We start from the raw sequence: 21,653 nt of genomic DNA, 5'->3' as shown, positions 1-21,653 counted from the left end.
TACGAATAAGCAGGGCGGGAATTGTGTTATGAAAAACCAACATGAGTATCAGAAACGGGACATTTATGACATGCTCAGAGCATGGACACTGCAGACCGGAATGGAGGAGTCCGAATGGAGACGCTTGGCCGAGCTGACTGCCGTTAAGTTCGTTCCGAAGGGAACCAGGCTGATTGAAGCTGGCGAGCATGTCACAAGCGGTTATTTTTGCGGGCAGGGGCTGTTTCGCTTATTTTATACGCTGGAGGATGGGCAGGAATACAATGTAGGGTTCTCCTTGGAGAATGACTATGTCACCTCTTACGGGGCTATGGTAACAGGCAGGCCTTCTGCTTATACGGTTGAAGCGATGGAGGATTCTGCCGTGATCGACATTAGCCAAAGCGCGCTTACGGCATTGACGGCGCACAGCCTCAGCTGGGAGCGGTTCATTCGCCACTGTGTTGAGCGGTTGTATATCCGTAAGGAGGAGCGGGAGCGAGAACTTCTGTACCTGTCCGCAAGAGAGCGTTATGAGGCATTCCTCCTGAAGTATCCTGGGCTTGATCGGCGGATTCCGCAATATCACATCGCTTCCTATATCGGGGTTTCTCCAGTTTCTCTGAGCAGGCTGCTGCGTTCGAAGCGTAATTAACCTATGTTAATGCACCGGGATGGCTACAGTATTACAATGGGTCTATCATTTTGCAACAAGAATAGGAGTGACCCAAAGTATGCGATATATGATGATTGTACTGTTGGAATTTTACCCTTCATGGCTGGCATTGCCGCGGGAGCGGCGCAGGGCCTATGCCGCTTCACTGCAGGAGATTCTAACTAAGTATAGCCAGGACGTGAACGTGCGCTTCTTTGATGCGGAGGCGCTGCCAGGCAAGGACTATACGGATTTTGCAGTCTGCGAGACAGGGGACATGCAGAAATACCATTTTATGTGGGAGGAAATTCGCGATTCTGAGGTCTATACGAAGGGATATATGAAGATCAAGGATGTTGTCATGGGCATGGAGAATGCCTTTCAGGCCTATGAGGGTGATGTGCTGGGGATGAAATGAGATGGAATGGTGTGCTTAAGGAGCGTAGAGGAGCGTTTCTAAGCCATCATGAAGTAAGGGCTTATGTTTATATAATTTATATATTAACTTGAAAAAGGTAAGTTAATGCCCCATAATAGAAGCATCTATATAGAATGAACTAAAGAAATGAACGTTATAGGACCGTATTAGGCCGTGATAACAGAAAATTCAATGTAAAACTTTAGTTCATTATATCTATAAGGATGATATCTTTCGCTTCTTGCTGTTATGAACGGTACATGAAGAGACGAGACTGACAATCATAGAGGAGGGCTTCGATTTGGAAATAGGCATTAGCACTTTTGTAGAGACGACACCCGATGTGAAGACCGGCGAGGTGATCAGCCAAGCCCAGCGGCTGCGCGAAGTGGTGGAAGAGATCGTTCTGGCCGACCGGGTGGGACTGGACGTATTTGGGGTTGGCGAACATCACCGCAAGGATTATGCGGCGTCCTCGCCAGCTGTGGTGCTGGCTGCCGCCGCCCCGCAGACCTCCCGCATTCGGCTGACCAGTGCGGTGACCGTGCTGTCCTCGGCTGATCCGGTACGCGTATTCCAGGATTTTTCCACTCTGGACGGCATATCGAACGGGCGAGCCGAGATCATGGCCGGGCGCGGCTCCTTCATTGAGTCCTTTCCGTTATTCGGCTATGACTTAAGTGAATATGATGACCTGTTCGACGAGAAGCTGGACCTGCTGTTAAGACTGAGAGAGTCGGAAAAGGTCAATTGGCCGGGCAGCAAGCATCGCCCGGCGATTCAGAACCTGGGCGTATACCCAAGACCGGTGCAGAACCCACTGCCGGTCTGGATCGGAAGCGGCGGTAATCAGGAGTCCGTCATCCGCGCTGGATTGCTTGGCCTGCCGCTTGTGCTGGCCATCATCGGTGGCCGCCCCGTCCAGTTCGCTCCGCTTGTGCAGCTATATAAGAGAGCGGCAGCGCAGGCCGGGCATGATGTATCCAAGCTGACCGTCGCTTCTCACTCCCATGGCTTCATCGCCGAGGAGACTGAGCTTGCAGCAGAGAAGTTCTTCCCGTCGACGCAGGCCGCGATGAATGTGCTGGCCCGCGAGCGGGGCTGGGGTCATTACAGCCGAGCCAGCTATGACGCTGCGCGCAGCCCAGAGGGCGCGCTGTATGTAGGCGATCCCGAGACGGTCGCGCAGAAGATCATCAATCTGCGCAAGAATGTAGGGATCACCCGGTTCATGCTGCACGTACCACTCGGCTCGATGCCTCATGAGGATGTCATGCGGGCCATCGAGCTGCTCGGTACGGAAGTCGCGCCAAGAGTCCGCGAAGCAGTGGACAAGTGGGAAGCTTCAGGCAGCGCAGAATAAGCTGCCAGCTGCACTTATAAGTAACCTCTCGCCTTAAGAAGGCGGGAGGTTATTTGCATGCTGGAGAGAACACGGCCATATACTGAATTGCTTGGCCGTCCTACACTATTTGAGGATCTTACGCTGCAGCAATTCAATCGCGTCTGAAATCTTAACCAGATCGTCAGATGTCAGCCCCTGAATTCGTCCTCTGAACCGTTCCTCGATGCGGTCAAAAGCCTCCTGCATCATAGCCTCTCCCTCGGCAGTTAGCCGGATGGACTGCCTGCGCCGATCCTCGTTGTCGGCGATCTTCTCACAGAGCCGCTTCTCGGTTAATTTTCTCAGCTCCCGGCTTGTATTAGGCATGGACATATTCATGCAGTCACTGACCTCACTTAGCGTCACAGGCTGGCTGACCATCAAATACTCCAGAATTTTATATTGCATGGGCGTAATCGCCTCGGTCTTAACATCTTTGGTAAGTTCAGCCGTGGTCTGATGTATGGCGGTTGTGAAGGATACAAATTGTTGAAATAGCACGTTCTTGTTCATAAATGGGTTCACCTCTATAGGACACCTTAGCAAAATGATTATCAATTAACAATTATCATTTGACAACTACTTTCCGAGCGTGCTACCCTTTTGTTATCATTTGATAAGTAAAAAGGAGACGGAGAAATGAACCTGCTGGTGATCTATACACATCCGAATCATCAAAGCTTAAGCTATGCCTTCTTGCAGGAGGTGCTTCGCGGAAGCCGGGAGAATTCAGGGATTAAGCAGATTCAGGTACTTGACCTGTATGAGGAAGGGTTTGATCCGCGCCTTGTTTTTAATGAACATAAACGCAGAAGAGATATGCATCAAGACCCGGAGCTGGAGAGGTACCGAGAACAGTTGCGCTGGGCTGACCGGATCGTGCTCGTCTACCCGATTTGGTGGGGACGCCCGCCTGCCATGCTGCTGGGGTACATAGACCGAATGTTTGCATCCGGGTTCGCTTACCGCGATAAGGGCGGACTGCTGCCCGAAGGGCTGCTGAAGGGAAAGTCTGTCGTGTGCATTTCGAGTATGAAAGGCCCGGGCGGTTATCCGCTGCTGTGGCTGCATAATGCTCATAAAGTGCTGATGCGCAAGGCACTGTTCAATTTTGTTGGCATCCGCAAGGTGAAGTTTTTTGAATTTGGCAGCATGGAGAGCAATAAGGGCAGGCAGAAGGAGAAGCTGGAGAAGGTGTACCAGTACTTCCGTAAGGTCTGAAAATTGTCATTCCTTCGCCTCCCATGCTATCGTAGAAGTGACTCATTTCACAGGTACAGCATGTATATCCAATCCGCGGAGGTGTATTTTATGAAAGCGCTATTTATTGGAGGAACAGGAACCATTAGCTCGGCGATTTCCCGGCAGCTGCTTGAGCAGGGGCATGAGTTGTATCTGATTAACCGGGGGAATCGCAATGATGCTCTGCCGGAGGGAGCGCACATTTTACAGGCGGATATTCAGGATGAGGCCCGCGTTGCTCAGCTCATTGAGGATTTGGATTTTGATGTAGTCGCTGACTTTATAGCTTTTGAACCAGCTCAACTGGAGAGAGACGTCCGTCTTTTTAAAGGGAAAACCAAGCAGTTTATCTTCATCAGCTCGGCTTCGGCCTATCAGACGCCATTATCGGATTATAGAATTACAGAAGGGACGCCGCTATCGAACCCTTACTTGGGAGTATTCCCGTAACAAGATTGCTTCTGAAGATTATTTGCTGAAGGAATATCGTGAGAACGGCTTCCCCGTTACGATTGTGAGACCCAGCCATACCTATGATGAACGCTCCCTTCCGCTCGGAGTTCATGGCAGCAAGGGAAGCTGGCAGGTCGCAAGGCGCATGCTGGAGAACAAGCCGGTCATCATTCACGGCGATGGAACTTCACTGTGGACGCTGACCCACAGCCGCGATTTTGCCAAAGGCTTCATCGGCCTGATGGGCAATCTCCATGCGATCGGAGAATCTGTGCATATTACCTCGGACGAGAGCATGACCTGGAACCAGATTTACGAGGTCATTGCGGATGCCTTGGGTGTGAAGCTTAGAGCGGTGCATGTCTCGTCCGAATTCCTCGATGCTTGCAGCAAGGAGGACTTCCGGGGCAGTCTGCTCGGCGATAAGGCGAACACCGTTGTATTTGACAATGCTAAGCTCAAACGTCTGGTTCCCGGCTTTGCGGCTGTAACTCGTGTTGATCAAGGGATCAAGGAGACTGTAGTGAACATTCTGGCCCATCCGGAGCTTCAAGCCGAGGACCCGGAGTTCGATCAGTGGTGTGATCAGGTGATTGAGGCCTTGGAAGCGGCTGTGGAGAAGGTGAAGGGGAACAAGCCGCAAAACCCGTAGGAGACTGCACACGGCAGGATTTGTCCGGTGATTGCTGCAATCGAGCAGGAACATTGTCGTCTATAGGACAGGATTAGGCCGTGGTAACAGAAAATTCATTGTAAAACTTTCGTTCAATCTATAATAGCTGCGGATTGTACATGTATCGGAAAAAAGAGAAAGGGGCTCTACTTAAGAGCTCCTTCTTCGTTTGCTCACCGCGGAAGTCGATCGGACATCCTGAATGACCGTCATTTTATCATCGCCGCCGACATAGATCCGGTTCGTCCGTGGGTTAAGTGCCATATTGCCCGTTACGGAGGGGAATATGGCGATCCTCTTCAGCGAGCCGGCATGATAGACAAGCATGCGTCCCTTGTCAAAATCACTGATAAACAAATGGTTCGTCGCCGGGTTAATCAGCATATTGGACGAAGTAGGGAGAACTAGAGTAGCGACAACCCGGTGTGTCGCTCCGCTGAGGACAAACAGCTTGCCTGCTCCTTCGACCTGAGCGCTGGACACATAGATCCGGTTCGTCCGCGGGTTCAGAGTCACCTCGCTCTGCAGCCTGCCCAGGGAGATATTTCGCAGCAGCTTACTCTTTCGGCAATCTACGACTGAGAGGAAGCGGCTTAAGTTATTAGCGACGTACAGGCGCTGGGTTGCCGGGTTCAGGGCAGGAAGAATCACCGGATTCCTGCCGACCTTGATGGTAGCGAGAATGTCCTGCGTCCGGCCGTTCACCATGGTTACGCTATTCTGAACCGTATTGGTGATATACACCCGGTTTGTCTGCTCGTCTATCACGATCTCGGAGGGCCGTCCCCCGATCCGAATAGTTTTGCGGACCTTGTTGGTCACCCCGTCCACCACGGATACCGTCCCGGCAGCGCTAGTCACATAGACTAGGCCGGTTCTAGTGCTTGCAGCCGCTGTATCCGGACGAAAGCCGACCTTGGTTGTTCTAATGACCTTGTTGCTTTTTCCGCTGATGACCGACAAGGTGGAGTCCCGGAAGTTCGGCACATAGATGCGGTTCTTTCGCGAGTTGATGCTTAAGGAGAACGGCAATCGGCCGATGCGGATTCGCGCGATAATCCGGTTCGCAGCCGCGTCGAGGACGCCGACACTTCCGTCCTCCGTATCCGGATTGACGAAATAGACCCGATTCGTGACGGGATTGACGCCAATGCCTCCGATTGGGCCGGTGGAACGAATGGTAGCAATCACTTTGGGCAATGCCATACCTATCCCTCTTTCCGCTTATGGATATAGCATTATATTTAGAGATAGACCCAAGTGTACATCCTTTGGGCTAGGGGTATAGGAATAACCGACGAGAACGGTAAGGGGGTCGCCCTGCGCTTAACATTCCGTCTCCAACCGAAGGGGTTCGAGGATACTGTGCAGCCGGCACCTCGGTAGGAATTGTCCATGGTCCCTAGACTCGTATGAGTTTATAGGAGGGTGGATGACGGAGCTGAAGAATTGCTGTTTTAAGAACAGGCAGACCTTTAGTTAGAAGAAATAGGGAGGGATTAAATATGGAAAACCAGCTGGGCCCCGATTGGATGGAGGTAGCTGGGAGAACAGCGGCTATATTGGAGGAGCAGGCGCAGCGGGAGGTTGGGCCGGATCACGCACTGTATGGCCACGTGCTGCGGGCGGTGGTCAAAAGTGAAGCGAATGATGCCGTGCTGTTTGAGGATCTAAGTCATCCGCAGTTTGTACTGGTTCACTTAACCTGGTCCGGCACCCAGGCTGCCGGGTATCCCCGTTTTGTCTCCTTTTCATCATATGAGGACTTTATCGCAGCCAGCCAGAGAACCGGGGAGTGATCTCTAGTTCCTGGCTAGGCTGCGGAAAAAAGACCATCCCAAGGGATGGCCTCTGTCTTCGATCATGGAGGCTTACCAGCTCTCCCCGATCTCCTGAAGGAACTGCTGGCTGATCTCCAGTCCTTGCCGGGCGGCTGCTTTATACATAGCTAATGCCTCTTCGGCCCGTCCCCGCTGCTGGAGCATGATGGCATAATTATTCTGTGCTGAGGGCTCACCCTGTTCGGCCGCAAGTCGGTACCACTCAAAGGCGGCTTCTTCTTCACCCCGCGCATCGTAAATATAGGCCAAATTGTACTGCGCATCGGGGTCTCCCTGCCGGGCTGCGAGCGTGTACCACGATATGGCTTCATCTGTTTTCTCTTCTTCTTCGAGCATAAGCCCCATGAAATACTGGGCAGGTGCAAATTCCTGTTGGGCGGAAAGGCCGAACCATGCCTTAGCTTGTTCCCGGCTTCCATGGTTGTACAACATTAAAGCCAGGCGATACTGGGCCTTGTCATATCCCTTATCCGCAGCTCTGCGGAACATTTCCTCAGCGTATTCCATCTGCTCGCCATCATAATAAACATTGCCCAGGTTAAAGATGGCGTAAACATGCTCCTGTGCGGCAGCCTGCTCATACCAGTATTTCGCCATCTGAGGATTGTCTTCACGCTGTTCGTAATAAACGCCGAGATTATATTGGGCTTCTGCTCTGCCGCCTGCTGCAGCTATACGGTAGTGCTCTAGTGCCTCCTGATCCTTGCCTTGTTCCTCATAGATTACACCCAGATTATAGTGTGCGAGCGCATCTCCTTTGTCTGCAAGCCGTAGCCAGATAGCTTCTGCCTGATCTGTCTGTCCCTGATTGCGATACAGAATAGCCAGATCATACAGTTTGTCCTCATCTCCGGCTTCAATCTGCTGTTCCAGCACCTTCTTGACCTTGGGGTCCAGGTGATCTTCATAGAGCCCCTTCATCATATATCTGGCATCCGGATGCCCATGCTGCGCCGCCAGCTCAAGCCAGCGCCGGGCTTCATGGAGAAGCCCGTTCTCTTCGAGTATTTTTCCAAGGACGAACATAGCTTCGGTATGCCCCTCATTCGCCGTGCGTTCCAGCCAGGGAATCGCCTCATCCGTGCGGCCTGTCTCATAGAGCAGATGGCCGATGTTATATTCGCCATGCACATGTCCGCCTTCATAGGCTTTATGGTAGTATTCCAATGCCTGTTCGAGCCGTCCCTGTTTCTCCTCCAGGATGCCAAGATTGTTCCAGCCGTCTATATTCCCCAGCTCCGCGGCGCGTAAATAGTATGGTCTGGCTTCAGCTACCTGTCCTGCTTCATAGAGCAGATCTCCATAATAATTGAGAGCCAGCGGGTAGCCTTCATCCGCTGCTTGCTTCACCAACTGGAGGCCTGCCGACTTTTCCCCGGATTGGATATATAGGGTGCCCAGGTTGTATTTGGCGGCCGGATAACCCGCCTCAATGGCAAGCTGATACCACTTTACGGCTTTTCGCTGTTTCTCCAAGAAACGATAGGCATTCGCCGTGCCATTCATGCCTTGTCCGCTTCCCTGCTTGGCGGCTTTCTTGAACCAGCCGAGGGACTCCTTATAATCACCCTCATTCTGATAATGCAATCCTAATTGACATAACGCTTCGATATTTCCTTGTTTGGCGAGAGCTGCCCACTCTTGCACAGACGCAGTCTCCCCTTGCTGTATGCTCATATTTGAGAGCCTCCTTGTTTGTTAGATTAAGAAGAACAATATGCTTAACTAGCTGCATTATACATGGCGATTATTCCAGTTAAAATCGTAAGAATAGAACCGCCGATCACGGCCAGCAACTGCTTCCGATTGAAGCCCAGCTTGTCGATCATCGGAGGAAGAAGCCACCGGATACTGACGAAGAACCAGACTCCCTGCCCGATCCCCAAGGAAAGGAGCTGTCTTCCCAAGAGGGCCTGCTCTGTGGCTGTACCAGGCCTCGATAGAACGAAGTGTTCGCCGATCAGGCGTGCACTATAGAAGGTGATCGCGAGGTAAATAAAAGCGATCCCTAGCGTCGCGGCAACGGGCAGCACAAATTTGAGCAGCTTCAGGAGTCCTTGAGTTGTCTTTAACGACTTGGATTTCGGAAGTCCGACGAGGAAGAACAGCAGGCCTACCCCTATACCTGCCCCCGCAAATACACCAAGAACTATATTGGCAAGTACAGCTGCGATTTGAATAATGAGAACCATAACTTCTCCTAAGCATAGATAGATTCATAGAGTGAATAGGCAAAGAAAATACTGGAATTTAGTGTACAATGAAATGAATAAAAATCAAAATTCCGGAACTACTGGAGAACAAATATGGACTATGATTGCTTGATTGTGGATGATGAGACCTGCATCCTCAATGAGCAGAAAGCCAAGTACAATATAGATAAATATGCTCTATAAGTAGGCCGTAGCATGAACAAGCAATAAGCGCGGCCGTTAAGGGAGGCGCTTATTGCTTGTTTTGGTCAGTGAGCAGTTGGAATAAGGCATATTCCGGAAAGGAATCTGCTTACAGGTCAAAGCTCATTCTTAATCTTTGCAGCCTCGATGTACTCCTTGCTTTCAACTAGACGGGCATTTCCCATCAGGGCGCTTGCGACTAGACCCACTCCGACAAAAATGAGAGCACCCAAGAATACGCTGCTTAGAGAGTGGCTAAAGGCGGCTCTGAGTCCTGCGAGAACTTGCTCTGGCAGGGCATGCCGCGCGTTGGAATCCAGAAGCACCTGTGGATTGACGAGTTGTTTTAGCTGATCGGCTGGAAGGGCACCGTTCAGTTTTTGATTGAGCTTTGATATCTCGGATGACATTTGCTGTGCCATCAGACTGCCAAACACGCTGACCCCGATCGTTCCTCCCATGGAGCGAAAGAATTGGGAGGAGGAAGTAGCAACGCCGCGAAGTTTACTGTCCACCGCATTCTGCGCTGCAGTGCCTACTGTAGGGTAGACCGCTCCCATGCCGAGTCCGGCAATAATCATATACAGAATCATTTCGGATTGGGTTGTATCTTCAGAAATCTGGCTCAGCAGAGTAAATCCAACCATCATAAGCGCCAGGCTGGCGATGAGAATCGTGCGATAGGATAGTTTGCTCATCAGGCGTCCGCCAATAATCGAGGTTACGATGAACGAAAGCATCAATGGGGTGAGAATATAACCTGAGACAGAAGAATTCACACCAATTACACCCTGTACAAACAGAGGGATATATACAATGGCACCGAACATGGCTGCACTCATTAGAAATCCAACAATGTTCCCAAAGGCAATGGCACGTATCCGGAAGAGACTAAGCGTAATAATGGGTTCTTTGACCTTGCTCTCTATCCAGGTGAACAGCGCGAGAAGGACTGCACCGGCTGCGAATAATCCGAGAATTTGGGGAGAAGTCCAGGCATATCTCGTCCCATCTCCCTGGCCCTCGCCGCCAAGCACAAGTGCAAGCAATACTGCGACTACACCTGCGCTAAGCGTAAGTACACCTAACCAATCGATAGATTGCTTCTCATTTGATCTTGTTTCTTTCAAGCCAGCAGCTACAACGAGCAAAGCCACAATTCCTATAGGGAGGTTGATAAAAAAGATCCAGCCCCAATCCCAATGCTCCACAATCATTCCGCCGAGTGCCGGTCCAAAAATACTGGATAGGGCATATACGGCACCGAATAAGCCCATGAACTTGCCTCGCTGATCAGGAGGATAGATGTCCGCAACGATGGTCATAGATATGGGCATAAGTGCTCCGGCACCCAAACCCTGTATTCCTCTGAAAATGATAAGCTGGGTTATATTCTCAGAAAATCCGCATAGAACAGAACCGACAACAAATAGGATGAGTCCGATCAGGTACATTTTTCTGCGACCAAATAAATCGGCCAGTTTGCCATAGATCGGAACCGTGGTTGTGGATGCGAGCATATAGATGGTGAACACCCAGCTGTAGAGGGAGAATCCCCCTAAATCCTTAATGACTGTAGGCATGGCAGTGGATACAATGGTTTGATCTAAAGAGGAAAGGAACAATCCTATTAGTAATCCAATCGTCACTAAGCCTGCCTTTGATTTCTCTGTTGACATGTTATTTCTCTTCCTTTCTTGATAAGTTGTTAGAACAATCGACACGGTGTTGTATTAGCGTCGGTATGTTGTTTATAATAAGAGTGATCCAAATTAACAGCAACCAATAATCTTGGGGAAAATGTCGCATTATTGACAGAACCGGGAAGGATGGCGAGTAACATGAAAAAGTTAAACAAAGGGAACGGCCATGTCTAATAAAAATGAACAAGTAGATCCGCGGATTAAGCGCACTCTTCTTCTTATTAGGGATGCATGGATCGGATTAATGGAGGAGAAGGGCTTCGAGCATGTCACGGTGCGTGATATCACGGAGCGAGCCGGGATCAACCGGGCTACGTTCTATCTTCACTATAAGGACAAGTATGATCTCTTGGATAAAGTTGTGGATGATATGATGGACGAGTTCTCAGCGGCCTTTCGGCTTCCGAGCGGCTTTGAAGCAAGTGATTTCATTAAGGATACGGATACGCCGCCGGATTCTTTTATCCGCCAATTTGAGCATATTGCAGAGCATGTCTATTTTTACAAAGTCATGCTGGGTCCGCGTGGCTTGCCGGGGTTCCTTAAACGAATGGAGAGCATTATTCAGGATTCCTTAACCCACCGATCTATCATCGCGCAGCCTAATGACCGAGAGGTTATGATGCCGAGAGACCTCATTGTTCGCTACAGTACCTCTGCCCATCTGGGGATTATTATGTATTGGCTGGAGAACGACATGCCGTATACGCCTAAATATATGGCGACCCAGCTTGTCAGGTTGCATGGACTGGGATCTACCCGCCTGTTCAACACTGAAGCTTAGGGAGACCGAAGGCACTCGCTGTCGGCATATTTGTAAGCTGGTTTCATTTTTTGATGTATTTGACCCAGCATAACCCAGCATAACTCTGCTCAGGAATCCTAGGAGCAGCAGTTCTTGTCGGATATCCCATCTGCCGATAGGGACTTAGGTGAAGGGTAGACTTGAGGGGATGGAAATATGAATCATAGACAAAAGCCGCGCAATGCGCGGCTTCTTGATCTCTTCTGGTATGATTTACAATACTGCAAAGAGGCTACTGAACTTCATGCTTTTGGACTCTTACCGGCGAATTATTTTTTAGCCTTGCTTAAAGCATCACTCACAGCATCAATGACGCCTTTGCTGGATCCGGAAGCACCAGATACCACATCTATGCCTTGAGTGCCCTGCTTCTCGATAATTTCGGGAATGCTATTGTCAACGGCGGCTTGGATCATAGATTCCGTCTCTTTGTGTTCAAGCACCTTGATACTGTTAATCTTCTCGTCTTTGATTTCAACCGATACCTTAATCTTGTGCTTCAATCCGTCCCCGGTACCTTCATAAGTCCCATCTTTATATTGACCGGAGGAGCCTCCGCAGGCTGCCAGTAAAGCTATCGATGCAGCGGCTACTGCTGCCAGTGTCCATTTTGCGATTTTGTTCATGGTGATCTCTCCTATTGCCTATTTAATGGTTTTGACTGCCTCATCAGCAGCAATCCGTCCAAATGTAATGATATCGGCCAAGGCATTACCGCCCAATCGGTTGCCGCCATGTACGCCGCCCGTCACTTCGCCCGCTGCAAAAAATCCCGGAATGACGGCATTTGATTCATTAAGAACCTGAGTTTTAGTGTTGATGGTCACGCCGCCCATCGTGTGGTGAATGCCTGGTGTTACTTCAATGGCGTAATATTTCCCAGTGTCCAGCTTAATCTTCATATCAGCCCGCTGGAAGTCCGCGTCATTCCCTGATGCGGCATATTGGCTGTAATTTTTAACGGTGTCTGTCAGCGCCGTAGGGTCTACGCCGATTTGACCTGCTAGATCACGGATGGAGCTGGCTTCCTTCACTAAGTCCATGCCAAAGTACTCCTCGGTAGCCGCCAAGCTTTTGCGCAATTCATCATTAAAAATCAGGTAAGCCACCTTATCTGTCTGCTTTAGAATGCCTTGGGAGACCACGTCGCGTGTTAGAAGTTCATTGATGAATCGCTTGCCCTCCTTGTTGACCAAAATAGCCCCGTCCCCGCGCACGCCTTCTGTAATCAGAACGCCTTGATTAGGAATGGTGGTCGGATGAATTTGGATTTGTTCCATATCTATTAATTTGGCACCGGCTTCCTTTGCCATTAGCATGCCGTCGCCGGTAGCTCCAGGCTGGTTCGTGGTAGAGAATCCTTTCAGCTCTGGCTTATACTCTGTAACCATATCGAGATTGGCTCCGAATCCTCCAGCCGTCAGAATCACAGCTTTGGCTTTGATGGTATATTCTTTGCCTTGTTTGTCTGTTACAGTTACTCCTGTTACGGTGCCGTCTTCCTTTTTATTGATCGCTGTCACTGTGTTTTGCAGTCTGACATCAATCTTGTATTCTTCCAGCTTTTTCTTCAAAGCAACGACGATAAAGTTGCCAGCAGGCTCTCCACCTGCAGGGCGGTGAATCCGATCCACACTCGCTCCACCTGCTCGGCCAACCTCAGCCAATTCGGCTCCATTCTCTTTCAGGAACTCAATCGAATCTGCTGCGTTCTCCGTCAGGGTGCGGACAAGCTCTGGATTGTTGAGATTATGACCACCCTTCATGGTGTCCTGGTAATGCAGCTCCGGGCTGTCCTTAATGCCAAGCGCCTTCTGGTAAGGCGTGCCTGCTGCATTTAGTCCGCCCTCAGCCCGGACGGTATTACCGCCCAGCATCGGCATCTTCTCTAGCAGGATCACTTTGGCACCCTGATTATGCGCTTCGATGGCTGCGGTCATGCCCGCGCCGCCTCCGCCAATAATGACAATGTCTGTGGTTTCTTCGCCCTTCCCGCAGCCCGGCAGCACCAGCACGGTGATCAGGGATAGGATCGTCAGCCACAATGTCGCTTTACCTGATTTACTAAATCTGTTCATGTCGAATCTCCCTTGTGCATATTTTCACAATTATCATAGCGCGATTTAGATACCCAAGGAATGTTATGTAACTAATGAAATCATTTCGTAATTAAAGTAACCAAGGCGGACAGAACAGCACAAAAAGGGCACTAGCCTGCAGCGATAGTGTCCTTGTATCTACGATTGTAAGGCGTGCCTCACTTTATGGGCAGGCTAATCGAACATTCGAATACCCAGGTCAGTTACGGCGTACATATAGACCGGGCGCCCCACCGATCCATAACGGATTTCCATAGACAGAGCACCGATTTCGGTTAAATAATTTAAATATTTGCGAACAGAGATTCGTGATACTGGAGCCGCGGCGGCAATATCTTCTGTCGATAGTTCCGCTGGACTCGATGAGCGGAGAATCTCCCAGATGGTACGCAGTGTCGCTTCTGTCAATCCTTTTGGCAGTGTTCCATCCAGGAGGGGCTGATTCGATGCCGCCTCTTCGACTCCACCACTTCGCTTGCGCATGATTTGATCCAGCTCCTCTTGGGATAGATGCCGCTGTTTGATCATGCGATGGTGCTGGCGGTAGGATGTCAGGGCAGTATCCAGACGCTTGAATTCAAACGGCTTGATTAAGTAATCGATCGCACCAAGCTGAAGCGCTTTGCGGATGCTGCCGTTATCACTGGCTGCGGAGATGACAATTACGTCCACTGGATTCTCCTGTCCTCGTAGTGAGGATAGGAGCTGAAGCCCGTTCGTATGCTGCATATAAATATCAAGCAGCAGTAAATCGGCAGGCGTATCGCTTAGCATGACTTTGGCTTCTTCGCCGGAAGCAGCATGGCCTACACATTCGAACCCTTCAACCATGTCTAGATAATTTTCATTTAGCCTCGCGACCATGGGGTCATCTTCTACAATGAGCACTTTTATAGTCATCTACCCATCACCTTCACTTTTCAAGCTGTATGGTACTTCAAATTCGAATACAGCTCCCGTCTCTCCGGCAGCTTGATTCAGTTCGCCGGGAACCAGCCTCACATAACCGCCCAGCTTAGCGGCGCTTCGGGCTGCCAGGTAAAGTCCGATGCCGCGATCCTTGCCTTTGGTGGAGAAGCCTTGGCTGAAGATGCTGCTCTGCTGATCAGGGGCTATCCCCGGGCCATTGTCCTTTACCAGCCCATATAGCTGCCCGTCCTCCATGATCAAGGCCAGCCGAATTTCCTTATGAGGCTGTGCAGGCGTGGACAGCAGGGCGTCCAGCGCATTATCCAGCAGATTGCCGATTACTGTAATCAGCTCATGCATCAATTCTGGATCGCCGCATTCGGGCACATAACTGTCATCCTCTACCACAAGGTGAATGCCAGTCTCCCTTGATCGGCTTAATTTGCCGAGCAGGAATCCGGCCATGACCGGGTCCTTAATCTTCCTGGCCACCGAACCCAGCTCGCTTTGGTAGCGATCAACAGTTCCGGCGAGGTACTGCTGCAGATCCTCATATCGCTGCATATGCGTCATGCCCATGATGACATGCAGCTTGTTCATGAACTCGTGCGCTTGTGCACGCAGCGCCTCCGCATAAAGTGAAATGCCCGACAATCGCTCAGCGAGCCGCACAATCTCGGTTTTGTCCCGGAAGGTGGCAATGGCGCCGACGACCTCCTGTCCTGAATGAATCGGCATACAGTTGACGAGCAGGGTGGTTCCTCTCAGATCGATTTCTTCATCCCAAATGACATTGTTCGTGAGGGCCCGTTCAAGCCGCAGCTCGGGCCACAGCTCTGTAACGGGCTGCTTCAAGGGTTCCCTCGAATGAAAGCTGCTGGGTATCTCCAGAAAGCGTTCTGCTTCGCGGTTGATTAGTGTGACCTTAGCATCCTGGTTGATGGCAATAATACCTTCCCTGGTGGATTGCAGCATGGCGCTTCTTTCCTGTAGCAGCATGGAGATTTCATGGGGTTCCAGGCCGAACATCAGCTGTTTGATCTTACGCGCAAGCAGTATGGCGCCAGCGATGCCGAGCAGACCGCCAGAGGCTAGAATGCCCGCGATCAGCCAGGAATTTTGCTGTATCGTATGCTGCATCCGCTCTCTGGATAGTCCAACTACAACAGCACCAACTTGAACCCCTTTGGAGGAGAAGACAGGGACGAAAGCCCGGTAAGATTGACCCAGGGGGCCCTGTCCTGGTGACACGCTCTCCTTGCCCTGCATGACAAGGTCCGTTCCGCCCCCCTCAAAGGGCCTGCCAATCAATTCCTTCATGGGGTGGGAATAGCGAATGCCCTCCATATCAAGGATCACGACAAACATAATGTCATTCCGGCGGGTAATTCGAGAGGTATAGCTTTGAATTTCTCGGCTTTCTCCCCGCTGCAGCCCTTCGGAGATATGCGGGACGGTGGCCAGTGTTCTCGCAATGGCCAGCGCCTTGTCCTCCATGCTCTGCCGGGTTTGCGGAATGATCTTGTAGCTGAATATGGCAAATAGGGCCAGCAGCATAATTAGTAAGACTGCACCCACCATGAGCGTAATGGTTGTCTGCAGACCCCATGTTCGTTTTGTGATTCGCATGCTTTGGTCCACCCCTGATCTGTATAAAAACACGGTCAGACACATCTAGCATGTGTCACTCCTGTTTATCTTAATGAAGGTGATTTCTCTGCGACAAGGGCATACGTCACTGTTTTTATTAATTCAAATTTTCGTTCAAGGAGGCGATAGGGCAAAGAAAGTCTTCATTTCTCGCTAGTCTCCTTAAGCTTCTATTCGTAGTAGAGGTCACGGCCTAATACGGTCTTATAACGCTCATTCTTTAGTTCATTCTATATAGGTGGGGTTGTTGTACAATAGGAGCTAAACAATAGCAAAATATAGGAGATTACAAATATGCATTATGATTGCTTGATTGTGGATGATGAGATCGTTTTGGCAGAGACGACCTGTGAGTATTTGAATATGTTCGAGGTTCGGTCTGCTTATGTGACCAGTGCGGAGGCGTGTGAGCAGTTCTTGCAGGAGCATAAGACTTCCTTGATTCTACTGGATATTAATTTGGGCCAGACCTCTGGGTTTGAGCTGTGTAAAAAGTTAAGGCAAACCACCGATATCCCGATCCTGTTCATCAGTGCCCGCTCCAGCGATGATGATGTGCTGATCGCACTGAATATCGGCGGGGATGACTATATCCAGAAGCCCTACACCCTGGTGGTGCTGCTGGCTAAAGTGAAGGCAGTGCTTAAGCGGTATGGCAGCCAGAGCACTGCGAGCACGGACAGGCTGGAGTTTGGCCATGTTCAAATTGACTGCGCCTTGTCCCGTGTGAAGGTAAATGAGAAAGAGATCAAATTCAAATCGCAAGAGTACAAATTGCTATGTTATTTGGTTCAGCACAAGAACAGGGTCATTCCGAAGGAAGAGCTATTCGCCAAGGTATGGGAGGACTCGTTTACCGGAGATGGAACGCTGAATGTTCATATTCGCCACTTAAGAGAGAAGATTGAAGTGAATCCGAACAAACCGCAATATATCAAGACCGTATGGGGCATAGGCTATGTGCTGGAGGACGAGTCCAAGTGAGATACAAGGGATTTCTTTGGGCTATGCTGCTGGTATTCCTTGCGGGTCTTGCTTTATCTGTACAGATCATTCTAAGAGAGGTAGACACCGATGTGGATATGGTCTCGGCCAATCAGATTCTGAAGACGGTAGAAAGCCACTGGGACCAGATCGGGGAGGGCGATTACAGCGGGACGACCCAGGAGTTTGTCGTATTGGATGAGCAGGGGAAGGTGCTTCATCAGTCTGCAGAAGGACTTCCTGCGAATGTGAATGATGCGGTCAGACACCGGAATGTGCTGCTCAAAGTCACCGTGGATGGAGCGCCCGCTGGACAGATCATTCTTTATGATGATTACAAGTCCAGCATGCAGGAGAGCAAGTATCAGCTCGCCCTGATTATAGCCGTCACATTTACCGCACTGGCGCTGCTCGGTGGACTTCTCATTTATTTTATTAACCGTACCATGATGAAGCCATTTAAGGAATTACAGGGCTTTGCTTTGAACATCGCTCAGGGCAATCTCGACATTCCTCTGAAGATGGATGCGAATAATCCATTTGGCGCGTTCACCGAGAGCTTTGACATCATGCGAGAGGAGCTGGCGGCAGCGCGCCAAAGCGAGTATGAAGCTAACCGCAGCAAGAAGGAGCTTGTGGCCACTTTAAGCCATGATGTTAAGACGCCTGTCGCTTCTATTAAGGCGCTAAGCGAATTAATGCTGGCTCGTGCTGCCGATGAGAAGCTGGTGAAGCAGCTGGGGATGATTCATGCCAAGGCAGAGCAGATTAACTCGCTGGTGACAGATATGTTCCATGCGACACTTGAGGAACTGCAGGAGCTGAAGGTGAATGTATCCGAGGACTATAGCCATGTTCTCAAGCAGATGTTCACCAATGTGAATTATGATGATCAGATTACCTGGGACCCGGTTCCAGACTGCATGATTCGCATAGATGCTTTGCGCCTGCAGCAGGTCATTGATAACTGTATAAGCAATGCTTACAAATATGCCGGTACTGCCATTCGAGTATCTTTTACGCTGATACCTATTTATTTGGTGGTAGACATCATGGATTACGGACAAGGCGTGAGCCGGGAGGAGCTGCTGCTGTTGTTCAACAAATTCTACCGGGGCCATAATGCAGAGGGTCATGCCGGGGCGGGGTTGGGTCTCTTCATCTCCAAGTATCTCATGCAGAACATGGAAGGGGACATGGAGTGCCACAACCGGGACGATGGCTTCACCGTTACGCTCTACATCAAGCTTGCTTAGAATTAAGAATTGGTTAAGAAGTCGGCAAAGATCGGATAAGAATTGATTTTGTATGATGTGACTGTACTCATCCATATCAATTCATAAAGGAATGATCCATTATGCAAAGTACAATACTCCGAACGGAAAAGCTGTGCAAAACGTTCTCGTCGGGCGGCTTGCAGCAGCATGTTTTGAAAAACCTGGACATCCATCTCTATGAAGGGGACTTTACGATTATCATGGGCAGCTCCGGTTCAGGTAAATCGACACTGCTCTATGCGCTGTCGGGAATGGACAGACCCACACTGGGTGAAGTTCTCTTTGAAGACCAGGGAATTTCCAAGTTGTCCAATGACCAGCTGGCGGTCTTTCGCAGACAACATTGCGGCTTTGTCTTCCAGCAGATTCATCTGCTCGATAATATGAGCGTGCTTGATAACGTGATGGCCAGCGCGCTCTTAGTGAGCCGGAATAGGAAGTCCATTGCCGCCAGGGCCAAAGAGCTTCTCGCAAAGGTTGGACTAGACGAAGTATCGTGGAGGAAATTCCCATCCCAGCTATCAGGAGGGGAAGCTCAGCGGGCCGCCATAGTTCGTGCCTTAATTAATAACCCTAAAGTTGTATTTGCTGATGAACCAACCGGAGCACTCAATTCCGCCTCCAGCAGCAGTGTGCTTGATATTATGTCCGAGGTGAACCGGAATGGGCAGAGCATTGTCATGGTCACCCACGATATCAAGACTGCGCTGCGGGGCAATCGTATCCTTTATCTCCGGGATGGCGTTATATGTGGAGATTTGCAGCTGGGTGCCTATCAGGAGGAACGATATGATGCGCGGTTTGAGCAGCTGAATGCGTTCCTGGCTGAAATGGGGTGGTAGCGTGAGAGCTTTAAGTCTTGCCCTGAATAATATGAAGAGGGGAAAAGGTGCAGCCGTCTCCCTATTTATTCTCATATTTATAGCGGCCCTGCTGCTGAATGTCGGTAGTACGATTATGATCAAGACAGGTACTTTCTATCAAGACAAAGTGGAAGAGCTGCATGATGCTCATGTTAACATTGTGATGAACCGGGATCACTTTAAGCAGCCTTATGCAGATTTTCTGGCGTCTTATTCGGGTGTGAAAGAGACAGACAAGGAAGATATCATTCTGCTGCCGCTGGCGGCATTCCGCTATGACCAAAGTGATCTCAGCATCCGGACGACCGTGCTGAATGCCGATGGTGATCGGACGGTCGCCCCGCTAAAGCTGGTGGAGAAACAGGACTCCGTTCAGGGAGAGGCCATTTACCTTCCATATGGTCTGAAAATAGCCGGTTACAAGCTAGGAGATCCCTTTACCCTCTCGTTTCAAAATAAAAAATATACTTACCATGTAGCTGGATTTTTTGAGTCTACCTTAATGGGGACGACCCACTTGGCTATGATCAAGTTCTATTTGCCGGATGCGGCTTACCACCAGCTTTACAAGGAGCTGGGCTCAGAGTACAGTGGCGTTCTTATGTCAGCTGTATTCCAGGACAGCAAACAGGCTGAGACCATGCTGGATGATTACAATGAGAAGTTTCCGACATCTAACGAATCCTCTGATCCCAGCTTCTGGGGTGGGGATATGCAGATGGCCGAGAGCAGTACGATGACTGTGGATATTGTAGCGATGATCCTTGTTGCCTTTGCAGGTGTCATGGTACTGGTATCGCTTATTGTGATCAAGTTCCGAATCACGAACAGCATCGAGGATGGCATGGTGAACATCGGGATACTGAAAGCTATGGGTTACACGAGCCGGCAGATTCTTGGCTCCATGATTTTGCAATTCTTGCTGATCGCTGCTGTGGCGAGCCTTGGGGGGATCGCTGTCTCGTATGCGGTACTGCCGGCATTTGGCGGGATTATTTCTCAACTGACAGGATTGTTGTGGCAGGGCAGTTCTCATGTTGCAGTTGATTTGATCAGTCTGCTTGCCGTGATATTGCTCGTTCTACTCGTTGCCCAGCTTTCTGCGAAGCGCATTCGCAAGCTTCCTCCAGTTGCTGCCCTGCGTGGAGGAATTCAGACGCATAATTTCAAACGAAATGTATTCCCGCTGGATCAAACCAAGGGTGGGCTTCAAGTTCTGCTGGCTTGCAAGAACATTCTGGCAAATAAAAGGCAAAGTCTTATGATTGCTGTAATTATTACTGCCATTACCTTTGCTTCCGTCTTCTCGTCGGTGTTGTATTACAACATTGCAAAAGATAAAACAACATTCTTCCAACTGCTGGGGACGGAGACACCGAATGTCGGGATTCAATTGCAGGCCGGGCAGAGCAGTGAGCAGCTGCTTACAAAGCTTGCGGACATGAAAGGGGTAGAGAAGGTAGGCATTCAGGATATGGTAACGATGACGATTGAAGGTCAGCTAGTTACTGTAGATTTCGCTGATGATTTTAACAAGCTGGAAGTCAACACGATTTATGAGGGACGTTATCCGAAGTATGACAATGAGATTGTGGTCACCGGGGGACTCGCCAAGCGGCTTGGCAAAACCGTCGGTGATACCATTCAAGTGTCTGTAGGGAAGACTTCTCAGCCCTTCTTGATTACGGGATTGAAGCAATCGCTGAACACCGGGAAGAATGGAGCTTCTATGGTTTTGGCAGGTGTGCAGCAGCTCATGCCCGGGCATCAGGGACTCTCTATAAATGTATATCTGGACGGTATAGATAACGCAGAGTTTATGCGTAGTGTAGAGAAGGAGTACGGCAGCGTTATTCAATCGGTTACGGATGTCGATGAGAATTTAGAGACGCAAAGCGGCGTCTATGTATCCGCGTTGTTCTCGGTCATGGTTGTCATTCTGATGATTACGATCCTGGTCGTTACGATGATTCTCTTCCTGGTGATCCAAACAACGATTCGTAAGCGGAAGAAGGATCTGGGGATATCCAAAGCGCTCGGTTATACAACATTCCAGCTGATGACCCAAATTACGCTGAGCTTTCTCCCTATTATCTTGACAGGTGTCCTTGTTGGCGGTGTATTGGGCGGCTTGTATACGAGCCCGATTCTCAGAATGCTGCTCTTTGATGCAGGTGCATCCAAGACGGAATTTATTGTTAAGCCACCGTTCATTGCCATGCTATGTACTGGAATCCTTATTCTTGCCTATCTTGTATCCATGCTGGTATCCCGCAGAATTAAGCGGATTACCCCGTATGGCTTGATCACAGAATAGGGGGC

General features: G+C 50.0%; 19 protein-coding genes and 1 pseudogene. 11 read left to right on the top strand and 9 right to left on the bottom strand.

Annotation, left to right across the window (positions count from 1 at the left end; translation table 11 throughout):
• Positions 1-70 precede the first annotated feature (70 nt).
• The 3 genes from DCC85_RS21750 (at position 71) to DCC85_RS21740 (ending at position 2,415) form a co-directional block, all read left to right on the top strand.
• Positions 71-634 (top strand): Crp/Fnr family transcriptional regulator, encoded by a 564-nt coding sequence (locus DCC85_RS21750; protein ID WP_108468010.1) that lies wholly within the window; start codon positions 71-73, stop codon positions 632-634.
• Positions 635-713: 79 nt separating this feature from the next.
• A complete protein-coding gene (locus tag DCC85_RS21745) occupies positions 714-1,052 on the top strand; it encodes a darcynin family protein (RefSeq protein ID WP_108467447.1) in 339 nt (112 codons plus the stop codon).
• Between the two features lie 301 nt (positions 1,053-1,353).
• Positions 1,354-2,415 carry an LLM class flavin-dependent oxidoreductase gene (locus tag DCC85_RS21740; protein ID WP_108467446.1) on the top strand — a complete coding sequence of 354 codons (1,062 nt, stop codon included), beginning with the start codon at positions 1,354-1,356 and terminating at the stop codon, positions 2,413-2,415.
• 105 nt (positions 2,416-2,520) lie between these two features.
• On the opposite strand, the gene DCC85_RS21735 is transcribed toward DCC85_RS21740, so the two are convergent.
• Positions 2,521-2,949 (bottom strand): MarR family winged helix-turn-helix transcriptional regulator, encoded by a 429-nt coding sequence (locus tag DCC85_RS21735; protein ID WP_108467445.1) that lies wholly within the window; start codon positions 2,947-2,949, stop codon positions 2,521-2,523.
• Between the two features lie 126 nt (positions 2,950-3,075).
• Between DCC85_RS21735 and DCC85_RS21730 the strand changes: the two genes are divergently transcribed.
• Positions 3,076-3,657: an NAD(P)H-dependent oxidoreductase gene (locus DCC85_RS21730; RefSeq protein ID WP_108467444.1), complete on the top strand. Its 582-nt coding sequence runs from the start codon at positions 3,076-3,078 to the stop codon at positions 3,655-3,657.
• A gap of 90 nt (positions 3,658-3,747) precedes the next feature.
• Positions 3,748-4,783, top strand: a pseudogene (locus tag DCC85_RS21725) (SDR family oxidoreductase).
• A gap of 171 nt (positions 4,784-4,954) precedes the next feature.
• Here DCC85_RS21725 and DCC85_RS21720 read toward each other — a convergent pair.
• A complete protein-coding gene (locus DCC85_RS21720; RefSeq protein ID WP_108467443.1) occupies positions 4,955-6,010 on the bottom strand; it encodes a YncE family protein in 1,056 nt (351 codons plus the stop codon).
• Between the two features lie 299 nt (positions 6,011-6,309).
• Between DCC85_RS21720 and DCC85_RS21715 the strand changes: the two genes are divergently transcribed.
• Positions 6,310-6,603: a hypothetical protein gene (locus tag DCC85_RS21715; protein ID WP_108467442.1), complete on the top strand. Its 294-nt coding sequence runs from the start codon at positions 6,310-6,312 to the stop codon at positions 6,601-6,603.
• Between the two features lie 72 nt (positions 6,604-6,675).
• On the opposite strand, the gene DCC85_RS21710 is transcribed toward DCC85_RS21715, so the two are convergent.
• The 3 genes from DCC85_RS21710 to DCC85_RS21700 all read right to left on the bottom strand — a co-directional run bounded on the left by DCC85_RS21710 (position 6,676) and on the right by DCC85_RS21700 (position 10,720).
• Positions 6,676-8,322, bottom strand: coding sequence for a tetratricopeptide repeat protein (locus DCC85_RS21710; protein WP_108467441.1), 1,647 nt, complete (start codon positions 8,320-8,322; stop codon positions 6,676-6,678).
• Positions 8,323-8,366: 44 nt separating this feature from the next.
• Entirely contained in the window at positions 8,367-8,837 is a 471-nt protein-coding gene (locus DCC85_RS21705) for a hypothetical protein (RefSeq protein ID WP_108467440.1), read from the bottom strand.
• A 320-nt stretch (positions 8,838-9,157) separates the two neighbouring features.
• A complete protein-coding gene (locus DCC85_RS21700; RefSeq protein WP_108467439.1) occupies positions 9,158-10,720 on the bottom strand; it encodes an MDR family MFS transporter in 1,563 nt (520 codons plus the stop codon).
• 190 nt (positions 10,721-10,910) lie between these two features.
• Here DCC85_RS21700 and DCC85_RS21695 point away from each other — a divergent pair, with 190 nt between their 5' ends.
• Positions 10,911-11,528 carry a TetR/AcrR family transcriptional regulator gene (locus DCC85_RS21695; RefSeq protein ID WP_108467438.1) on the top strand — a complete coding sequence of 206 codons (618 nt, stop codon included), beginning with the start codon at positions 10,911-10,913 and terminating at the stop codon, positions 11,526-11,528.
• A gap of 290 nt (positions 11,529-11,818) precedes the next feature.
• Here DCC85_RS21695 and DCC85_RS21690 read toward each other — a convergent pair whose 3' ends face one another.
• From DCC85_RS21690 to dcuS, 4 genes are all read right to left on the bottom strand, one after another.
• Positions 11,819-12,175 (bottom strand): FMN-binding protein, encoded by a 357-nt coding sequence (locus tag DCC85_RS21690; protein WP_108467437.1) that lies wholly within the window; start codon positions 12,173-12,175, stop codon positions 11,819-11,821.
• Positions 12,176-12,193: 18 nt separating this feature from the next.
• Positions 12,194-13,627, bottom strand: coding sequence for a flavocytochrome c (locus DCC85_RS21685; RefSeq protein WP_108467436.1), 1,434 nt, complete (start codon positions 13,625-13,627; stop codon positions 12,194-12,196).
• A 195-nt stretch (positions 13,628-13,822) separates the two neighbouring features.
• A complete protein-coding gene (locus DCC85_RS21680; RefSeq protein WP_108467435.1) occupies positions 13,823-14,548 on the bottom strand; it encodes a response regulator in 726 nt (241 codons plus the stop codon).
• Positions 14,549-16,186 (bottom strand): DcuS/MalK family sensor histidine kinase, encoded by a 1,638-nt coding sequence (gene dcuS / locus DCC85_RS21675; protein WP_159081950.1) that lies wholly within the window; start codon positions 16,184-16,186, stop codon positions 14,549-14,551.
• A 315-nt stretch (positions 16,187-16,501) separates the two neighbouring features.
• On the opposite strand from dcuS, the gene DCC85_RS21670 reads away from it, so the two are divergent.
• The 4 genes from DCC85_RS21670 (at position 16,502) to DCC85_RS21655 (ending at position 21,648) form a co-directional block, all read left to right on the top strand.
• Positions 16,502-17,191 (top strand): response regulator transcription factor, encoded by a 690-nt coding sequence (locus DCC85_RS21670; protein WP_108467433.1) that lies wholly within the window; start codon positions 16,502-16,504, stop codon positions 17,189-17,191.
• A complete protein-coding gene (locus tag DCC85_RS21665; protein WP_108467432.1) occupies positions 17,188-18,447 on the top strand; it encodes a HAMP domain-containing sensor histidine kinase in 1,260 nt (419 codons plus the stop codon). Before DCC85_RS21670 ends, DCC85_RS21665 begins: the two co-directional genes overlap by 4 nt.
• Positions 18,448-18,548: 101 nt before the next feature.
• Positions 18,549-19,310: an ABC transporter ATP-binding protein gene (locus DCC85_RS21660; protein ID WP_108467431.1), complete on the top strand. Its 762-nt coding sequence runs from the start codon at positions 18,549-18,551 to the stop codon at positions 19,308-19,310.
• 1 nt (position 19,311) lies between these two features.
• Positions 19,312-21,648, top strand: a complete 2,337-nt coding sequence (locus DCC85_RS21655; protein ID WP_108468009.1) for an ABC transporter permease — start codon at positions 19,312-19,314, stop codon at positions 21,646-21,648.
• Positions 21,649-21,653: the final 5 nt, after the last annotated feature.

The sequence above is a fragment of the Paenibacillus sp. CAA11 genome (genome assembly GCF_003060825.1).
In the GTDB taxonomy this organism is placed as follows: domain Bacteria; phylum Bacillota; class Bacilli; order Paenibacillales; family Paenibacillaceae; genus Fontibacillus.
This window is presented reverse-complemented; position numbering and strand designations above follow the sequence as displayed.